Raw genomic sequence first — 7636 nt, 5'->3', positions numbered from 1 at the left:
GCGGCGACACCGGTTCAAATCCGGTTGGGGGTGCCACAGCACCTGAGAAATCGGGTGCTTTTTTGCTACCGGGTGCCTGTTTCACATAGTGTTCAGTGCGCTTAGAGGTGTAAAGATCTAGTTGCGCCAGTCCTCGTACAGCTCCAGGTAGGCCTGCAGGCCGCGGCTCCAAGTGTGGGTAGTGCGGTTCTGAAGCGCGTATTCGCGAAGTTTCTTGAGGCGCTGCGGATGTTTAGCGAGCATCGCGAGAGCCGCGGCCATCTCTTTGTCGCTCGAGGTTTCTAAGCCGTCGCGGCCATGAGTAATGAACTCTTCAATCCCTGAGCCCTGGCGGTAAATGACGGGCAAACCGCACGCGCGGGCCTCCAGAGCCGCGATTCCGAACGCCTCTTTAACAACCGGGGACACAAAAACCTCTGCGCGCGTATACGCATCAGCCAGTTGCGCGGACATTACCTTTCCATGCAGATGCAGGCGACCACCCGAAAGTCCGGGCCGGGCCAAAGCAGGCCGCAGACCGCCGTCGCCGTACACGTGCACGTCCACGCGCGCCCGCCTTGCGATCTCGGCAAGTTGTAGAACCCGTTTTCTCGGGGCCAGTCGCGTGGCCGTTACTGCTCGGAGGGGAGCAGAAGTAGCCTCCTCGTTGAAATGGGGCAAAGCTGCTTGACGCGCCTGCTCCCAGGGTTCATCAAAAATCAAGTTTGGTAACACCGCTACTTGAGCGTTGCCCCGAGCTGCCGTGGCAACTGCCCGTGCAGCTGGCGCCGATACCGCGGTGAGTCGTATTCCGGCACTCTCCCAAGCGGGCAGGGGATTGACCGCGCCGTACCACCAGGTGCTACCGCCGAGGTGGGAGTGCCAGGTCAAGATCGCCCTTGTACCGGTCTTAATACAGGCCTGCACTGCCATGCGCGCGAACGGCGAGACCAACCCCATGTGAATGTGAACGACATCAAACGAGGGCAAAGCCTGCTCCAGGGCCTCACGTGCAAATGGATTCACCGGAAGATCTAGAGGGATATGTGCAGTCAGACGCCGCACCGTAACTTCGCCATCGAGCTCCGTAAAATCACCGCGCGGCGAGGTTGTGGGTGTTGCTGTAATCACCGTGACGCTGTGACCGGCGGCGGCAAGGGCTTGGCCCAGATTGCGCACCTGGGTTTCAATCCCCCCAACGCGCGGGCTGTACGGGTCAGAAACGAGGGCAATCCGCATTTGCTAAGTGCGATCTACAGGCCAAGTTCTTCGGCGCGGCGCAGGAAGTCTGAGAGACGGTTGGCCGCTGCAACTACCGATGGGCCGTGCTGGCGGCCAGGCTGACGTCCCATCCGCTCCACAGGGCCCGAAATAGAGATAGCGGCAAGCACCTTGCCTCCCGGACCGCGAACAGGAGCGGACACAGACGCCACGCCTATCTCGCGTTCAGACACGGACTGTGCCCAGCCGCGACGGCGAACAGCAGAGAGCATGGTCGCGTTAAACGAAGCGCCGTAGAGGCCGCGGTGAAGCCGGTCCGGCTCCTCCCAAGCGAGGAGCACCTGGGCTGCGGATCCTGCTTTCATGGAAAGCGTGGCGCCAACCGGGATGGAATCGCGCAAACCTATCTGGCGCTCAGCTGCCGCAACGCAAATGCGTTGGTCTCCCTGACGGCGGTAGAGCTGTGTTGATTCCTTCGTGTGATCACGCAATGCGATCAGAACAGGGGTGGCTGATGCGAGAAGGCGATCTTCGCCAGCAGCCGATGCGAGTTCTGATAAGCGAGGGCCCAAAACAAAACGGCCCTGCATGTCGCGAGCAACAAAACGGTGAAACTCAAGAGCGACTGCAAGGCGATGTGCGGTTGGCCGAGCCAATTTAGTGGTTGAGACCAACTGGGCAAGCGTTGCCGGCCCGGCCTCTAACGCGGACAAAACAAGCGAGGCTTTATCTAGAACGCCTACGCCACTGGTGGGAGCTTTTTCATCCATACACCGATCTTGCCATCTCAATCATTGAGATGGCAAACTCCTGGATATGATCGCCCGCACAAAAGTGCAGGTAAGGGGCTTTGCGTTGGATGAACGTGCGAGCGGTTGTGCTGAGACACGGGGCTACAGTGGTGTGGGTAATGGAGCGCCTGCATGCCGTGCGTTATAGATTAGTGCAAGGGATAATAATAAATTCAGCTAGCTAGATTAAGCAGAAAGGCTTCCATGGACTCGGTTTTGCGTGTGCAGGGCGGCAAACCTTTGACGGGAGACATCACCGTTCGCGGTGCAAAGAACTTCGTTCCAAAGGCGATGGTGGCAAGCCTACTTGGTACAACCCCCTCGAAGCTCTCAAATGTTCCTCTAATTAGGGATGTGGACCTGGTTTCTGAGCTTCTCGGTCTGCACGGCGTGCATATTAATTTTGACCAGGGTGCCGGTGTTCTCGAACTCGACCCGTCAAACGTCGAGGTCGCGCACGTATCGGAAGTTCAGGCCCTCGCCGGCTCATCGCGCATTCCGATTCTTTTTTGCGGCCCCCTCCTGCATCGTCTAGGAGAAGCCTTCATTCCTGACCTGGGAGGTTGCCGTATTGGTGACCGTCCAATCGATATGCACCTGGATGCGTTGCGGGCATTTGGTGCGCAGGTAGATAAAGAAGATAACGGCATTCGCATCACCGCTCCAGACGGTTTGCGCGGCGCCAAAATCAAGCTTCCTTTCCCGTCGGTAGGTGCCACCGAGCAAACCCTGCTGACCGCGGTAATGGCTGACGGCATCACAGTGCTGAAGAACGCGGCCATCGAGCCGGAAATCATGGACCTAATAAACGTCCTCCAAAAGATGGGTGCCAGCCTGTCCGTTGATACGGATCGCACGATCCGAATCGAGGGTGTATCGGAGCTACGCGGATTTACGCACACCGCGATCTCTGACCGCATTGAGGCAGCCTCGTGGGCTTCGGCTGCACTGGTAACGCACGGAGATATTTACGTGCGCGGAGCGCATCAGCCAGACATGACGACGTTCCTGAACGTCTTTCGCAAGGTCGGTGGCCAGTTTGAAATTGACGACGCCGGCATCCGTTTCTTCCACCCCGGTGGAGAGTTGCAATCGATTGTGCTCGAGACAAACGTGCACCCCGGTTTTATGACCGACTGGCAGCAGCCGCTGGTTGTTGCCTTGACGCAGGCGAAGGGGCTTTCAATCGTCCATGAGACGGTTTACGAAAACCGTCTTGGATTCACGAAGGCTCTTAACCAGATGGGTGCGGAAATCCAGATTTACCGTGAGTGCTTGGGCGGCACCCCGTGTCGCTTCGGGCAGCGCAACTTCTACCATTCCGCTGTTATCTCTGGACCTACACCGCTACGCGGCGCTGAAATTACAGTTCCAGACCTGCGTGGAGGCTTCTCCTACCTCATTTCTGCTCTGGCAGCGGAGGGGGAGTCCATCGTGCATGGCATCGATGTGATTGCCCGCGGATACGAACATTTCCTCAGCAAGCTTGGCCGCTTGGGTGCCGATGCGGAAAGAATGTAGGAGAAGGCGATGAGTAAGCCGGCAACTGGCATCTATAAAGTCGCGGTTGAAGTCCTGCGTCCTGTTGCGAAACTAACCACCAAGCCGCATTGGCGCGGCCGAAACAACCTTCCCAAGGACGGCCCTTTCATTCTCATCATGAATCACGTGACTGAGTATGACGTGGTGGTAGTGGCTCACTTCATTGTTGATGCCGGACATGCCGTGCGCGTTCTTGCTAAAGACAGCCTGTTCCGGGTTCCCGGACTTCGGCGCGTGCTGACCGGAGCAAAAATGGTGCCGGTAAGTCGGGGAACCTCCAGCGCTGGCGACGCCCTCAAGAATGCGAAAATTGCGCTTGCTGAAGGCGAATCCGTAGCTATCTTCCCAGAAGGCACGCTCACCACAGATCCTGATCACTGGCCCATGAAGTTCAAGACGGGAGCCGCTAGGCTTGCCCTCGCAACCGGGGTTCCTGTAATTCCGTTGGCGCACTGGGGAGGCCACGAGATCATGCATCGTTGGAGGAACTCGTTCCCTTTGCGTAGGCGTGACACGTGGGTGATGGCTGGGCCCGCACTCGATTTCTCTGATCTGAACCAGGATGAAAACGATCACGAGGCTGTCAAAGAAGCGACGCGTCGAATGGAGGAAGTCATCACCTCAATGATCGAAGAAATCCGCGGGGAAAAAGCCCCCGAAACCAGGTGGGATCCAAAGCTCAAGGCATACCCTCCCGTTTCGGGTACTTAGAAGCCTTGCCCGTTGGTTGTAGAAACAGCAAGCAAGAGCCAGGAAAGCCTTTTACCTTGCCCTACTTGCGTAGGTCGATCACGAGCCGCTTGGGATCTTCAAGAGTGAACACTCGATATGCGCGCTGTTTATCGCTTGATACCGCAATGTGTGTCTCAGACTCGAACGAGCCGTCAAACCAGGCGATGACATTGTCATCCAGCCGTTTATCAGCGGGGCCGTTGTAGTAGTAGTCGGCAGCTCCGGGAATTGCGGGCCAGGTGGCGCCGTGGATCATGACGTCAAGCACGTTGCCCTGCGGGATTGGTAGTGGCTCGCCGCGCCCGAGCTCAACAGACTTATCGGTCCAACCAATGGTCCAGCCGGGATCGCCCTGGCCCACGAACTCGACCACCACGCGGTAGTAATCATCATGTACACCTACGCGAAAATCGTGGGCCAGCAAGGAAGTGTTTGAAGTGCCTTCAATCTGCTCAGATGGTCCGGAAATCCATTCCGCCTCGTCCATAGGAACAACAGTTTCCGCCGTCGTGTCCGCATACGGTGTGGGCAGGTAGGTTTCGGCCTCAGTAGTTGCCGGCGTAGAGGCATCAGGGGCGCCCTCTTGGCTGCATCCGCTAAATGCCAAGGCCGATAGCAAGGTGGTTAGCGCTACGCTGACTCGTACTTTGTTATTCATGGTGAGTTCCAATCGCTACGTTTTTCTTACTCTAACCCGCCCAAGAGAGGGCTTCATCTACAAGTAGCCTGCTTACCGGCCTCGAAGATGAAAATCGTGGTGAACTGCAAGCAGTGTCTAACGCGCGACATATTTTTGAAGGTGCGTCAGAGTTGATTGAACTTGATTATTTTGAAGTAAAGTCAAGGTCATGAGTGATTCTCCAAAGAAAACCCGCGTAGCCCTGATTTTCGGAGGGCGTAGCGGCGAACACCAGATTTCTTGCGCAACGGCCGCCAGCGTAATGGCGGTTATCGACCCTGCGAGGTACGAGATCTTGGCAATCGGTATCACGCCCGATGGTGAATGGGTACGCGTGCCGGCTAAGCCTGAACTCTACGAAATGATTGATGGGCGAGGTGTGGTGATCGAAGCTGGGGAGTCCTCCGTAGCGCTATGGGCCGGAAATCCGCGGGTAGTGGAGAAACCGCGCGCAGTTGCCGGTGAGCGAATTGAGGCCACTGACCTGGGCGACGTTGATGTAGTGTTCCCCCTGCTTCATGGACCCTACGGTGAAGACGGCACCATTCAAGGACTAATGGAGATGTCTAACGTGCGCTACGTGGGTTGCGGTGTCGCGGCCTCGGCGGTGTCTAATGACAAGCATGTGACCAAAGCGCTCCTGCTTGGCGCCGGCATTTCGGTGGGGCGGTGGACGCTGATCACCGACCGTGAATGGAGGCGGGATCGCTCTCGCGCTCTGGCGCAGGCTGCAAGCGTTGGTCAGGACCTGTACGTCAAGCCCGCACGTGCCGGTTCCTCGCTTGGTATCACTCACGTTGAGGACCTGGACATGCTTGAAGACGCTATTGAAGAAGCTCGCAGGGTTGATCCGCGCGTAGTTGTTGAGGCCGCGACGGTAGGTCGCGAGATCGAGTGTGGCGTCCTTGATTTTGGGAGTGAGGGGGCGCGCGCCTCCAGGTGCGGTGAGATCGTGGTTGCCTCGCGAGATGGCTTCTACGACTACAAAACTAAGTATCAGGCACATGGTGACGTGACCCTTTCTACACCAGCTGACCTGCCGTCTGCCGTGGAACAACAGATTCGAGAAACCGCTGTGCGCGCGTTTGAGGTGCTCGGTTGCGAGGGCCTTGCCCGCGTGGACTTCTTCTACAACGAAGAATCTGGAAAAATCACGATTAACGAGGTGAATACTATGCCGGGATTCACCCCGTGGTCCATGTATCCAGCGATGTGGCAGGCAACCGGGATGGAATATTCCGCCCTCGTTTCGCATCTAATCCAGCAGGCTCTGGCGCGTCCATTAGGGTTACGCTAGAACGTAGCGGCTCTACTTCTTCGTTTTCAAAATGGTAGGGCCATTAGGCGTAATATCTGCGCCCCGTAGCAAGCAGTGTTCTCATCCGTGCAAACAAATCGATCGAATATGGTTAAAGTATCAACTATGAAGCCACGCGTGACGTTAGTAACCTCTTCTGAATTGCCTAATCTTTATCCTGGTGAGGAAGGCTTGCCGGATGAATTGGCGCAGCGAGGATGTGATCCCCAGGTTAAGCGCTGGGATGACCCAGATGTTGATTGGCAAGATGCTGGTCTCGTAATTGTTCGCTCCGTATGTGATTACGCGACGAGGCGCGATGAGTTCCTGGCATGGACTAAGACGGTGCCGCGCCTGCTGAATCACCCGGACATTCTGGAGTGGAACTCGGACAAGCACTATTTGAAGATTTTGAACGAAGAGTTCGGGCTTCCAATCATTCCCACTACGTGGCTTGATGTTGAGAAGAAACTTTCAAAACACCGCGTACACTCGCGTTTCCCAGCCCTCCAGGATTTTGTTATCAAACCCGCGGTTTCTTCTGGAGCGCGCGATATTGGCCGCTACTGTGCGGTAGAACCTGCTTCGAGAAGGGCTGCCGTTGGCCACGTGATGAGCCTTTTGAACGAAGGACGTTCCGTGATGTTGCAACGCTACCAGGAGGCGATCGACAAGCACGGCGAGATCACCCTGGTGTTCTTCAATGGACTCCTTTCGCATGCGGTTCAAAAACAGCCGATGTTGCACGACGCTTCGATCACGATGGAATCCAAGCAGGAAACGCTGGTTAAAGCCCGCGAGGCAACGCCGGAGGAGTGGCGTTGGGGTGAAACTATTCGCGCTGCCCTCCATGCCTACGTCAAGCAACGCATGGGCCGTGACGAGCAGTTCCTGTTCAACAGGGTGGATATTGTGCCCGATGGGGAAGGCTCGTTCATGGTTATGGAAGTTGGCCTGGTGGACGCACAGCTCTACCTGGACTCCTCACCAGAGGCCCTCGGGAACTTCGCTGACGCGATTTCGGTTCGAGCGCACTGGTAAAAGAGGTTCTCTGGCCCCTGCGGTGTGGTAGAGGCAACGCGGTGCGCGTTTTGTTTAGTGCGTCGTTACTGCTACGATTATCTATCGTTGCATAAGCAATGATGGTGGCTGTAGTTCAGCTGGTAGAGCACCTGGTTGTGGTCCAGGACGTCGCGGGTTCGAGTCCCGTCAGCCACCCGGATAAAGATCCGACCAAACGGTCGGATCTTTTTTATTAGCTGTGTGGTGAATTACACCGGCCCGCTTTCTCATCGGCGTCGCGTGCGGGCTATACTTTCTGGCGAATGGCGATGAATCGGCCGGGCAACCGGGTATCACCGATGAGCCTCCGGAAGAACGGCTTAGCCTAGTAGA

At 56.7% G+C, this 7636-nt stretch carries 7 protein-coding genes and 1 tRNA gene; 5 read left to right on the top strand and 3 right to left on the bottom strand.

Annotation, left to right across the window (positions count from 1 at the left end; genetic code table 11):
- Positions 1 to 117 precede the first annotated feature (117 nt).
- Positions 118 to 1218 carry a glycosyltransferase family 4 protein gene (locus HMPREF2891_RS06315; protein WP_070664519.1) on the bottom strand — a complete coding sequence of 367 codons (1101 nt, stop codon included), beginning with the start codon at positions 1216 to 1218 and terminating at the stop codon, positions 118 to 120.
- Between the two features lie 14 nt (positions 1219 to 1232).
- Positions 1233 to 1970 carry an IclR family transcriptional regulator gene (locus HMPREF2891_RS06310; protein WP_016444969.1) on the bottom strand — a complete coding sequence of 246 codons (738 nt, stop codon included), beginning with the start codon at positions 1968 to 1970 and terminating at the stop codon, positions 1233 to 1235.
- 225 nt (positions 1971 to 2195) lie between these two features.
- Here HMPREF2891_RS06310 and murA point away from each other — a divergent pair, with 225 nt between their 5' ends.
- Together murA and HMPREF2891_RS06300 are read left to right on the top strand one after the other, a co-directional pair.
- Positions 2196 to 3512 carry a UDP-N-acetylglucosamine 1-carboxyvinyltransferase gene (gene murA, locus HMPREF2891_RS06305; RefSeq protein ID WP_070664517.1) on the top strand — a complete coding sequence of 439 codons (1317 nt, stop codon included), beginning with the start codon at positions 2196 to 2198 and terminating at the stop codon, positions 3510 to 3512.
- A gap of 9 nt (positions 3513 to 3521) precedes the next feature.
- Complete coding sequence (locus tag HMPREF2891_RS06300; protein WP_070664515.1) at positions 3522 to 4244, top strand: lysophospholipid acyltransferase family protein; 723 nt, start codon at positions 3522 to 3524, stop codon at positions 4242 to 4244.
- 61 nt (positions 4245 to 4305) lie between these two features.
- Here HMPREF2891_RS06300 and HMPREF2891_RS06295 read toward each other — a convergent pair whose 3' ends face one another.
- The gene (locus tag HMPREF2891_RS06295; protein WP_070664513.1) at positions 4306 to 4923 is read right to left on the bottom strand and encodes an AMIN-like domain-containing (lipo)protein; all 618 of its coding nucleotides are present in this window, start codon (positions 4921 to 4923) and stop codon (positions 4306 to 4308) included.
- Positions 4924 to 5113: 190 nt separating this feature from the next.
- On the opposite strand from HMPREF2891_RS06295, the gene HMPREF2891_RS06290 reads away from it, so the two are divergent.
- The 3 genes from HMPREF2891_RS06290 (at position 5114) to HMPREF2891_RS06280 (ending at position 7459) form a co-directional block, all read left to right on the top strand.
- Positions 5114 to 6241, top strand: coding sequence for a D-alanine--D-alanine ligase family protein (locus HMPREF2891_RS06290; RefSeq protein ID WP_070664511.1), 1128 nt, complete (start codon positions 5114 to 5116; stop codon positions 6239 to 6241).
- A gap of 126 nt (positions 6242 to 6367) precedes the next feature.
- Positions 6368 to 7282, top strand: a complete 915-nt coding sequence (locus HMPREF2891_RS06285) for an ATP-grasp domain-containing protein (RefSeq protein WP_186822306.1) — start codon at positions 6368 to 6370, stop codon at positions 7280 to 7282.
- Between the two features lie 104 nt (positions 7283 to 7386).
- Positions 7387 to 7459: transfer RNA gene (locus HMPREF2891_RS06280), tRNA-His, on the top strand.
- The last annotated feature ends 177 nt before the right edge of the window (positions 7460 to 7636 follow it).

The organism is Actinomyces sp. HMSC065F11, assembly GCF_001813085.1.
Classification (GTDB): domain Bacteria; phylum Actinomycetota; class Actinomycetes; order Actinomycetales; family Actinomycetaceae; genus Gleimia; species Gleimia europaea.
Note: the sequence above shows the minus strand (reverse complement) of the source record. Positions and strands in the feature narration are given on the sequence as shown.

Coding starts and splice junctions, on each gene's coding strand:
- HMPREF2891_RS06315 (WP_070664519.1), bottom strand. CDS start 1,218: ATGCGGATTGCCCTCGTTTCTGACCCGTACAGCCCGCGCGTTGGGGGG.
- HMPREF2891_RS06310 (WP_016444969.1), bottom strand. CDS start 1,970: ATGGATGAAAAAGCTCCCACCAGTGGCGTAGGCGTTCTAGATAAAGCC.
- murA (WP_070664517.1), top strand. CDS start 2,196: ATGGACTCGGTTTTGCGTGTGCAGGGCGGCAAACCTTTGACGGGAGAC.
- HMPREF2891_RS06300 (WP_070664515.1), top strand. CDS start 3,522: ATGAGTAAGCCGGCAACTGGCATCTATAAAGTCGCGGTTGAAGTCCTG.
- HMPREF2891_RS06295 (WP_070664513.1), bottom strand. CDS start 4,923: ATGAATAACAAAGTACGAGTCAGCGTAGCGCTAACCACCTTGCTATCG.
- HMPREF2891_RS06290 (WP_070664511.1), top strand. CDS start 5,114: ATGAGTGATTCTCCAAAGAAAACCCGCGTAGCCCTGATTTTCGGAGGG.
- HMPREF2891_RS06285 (WP_186822306.1), top strand. CDS start 6,368: ATGAAGCCACGCGTGACGTTAGTAACCTCTTCTGAATTGCCTAATCTT.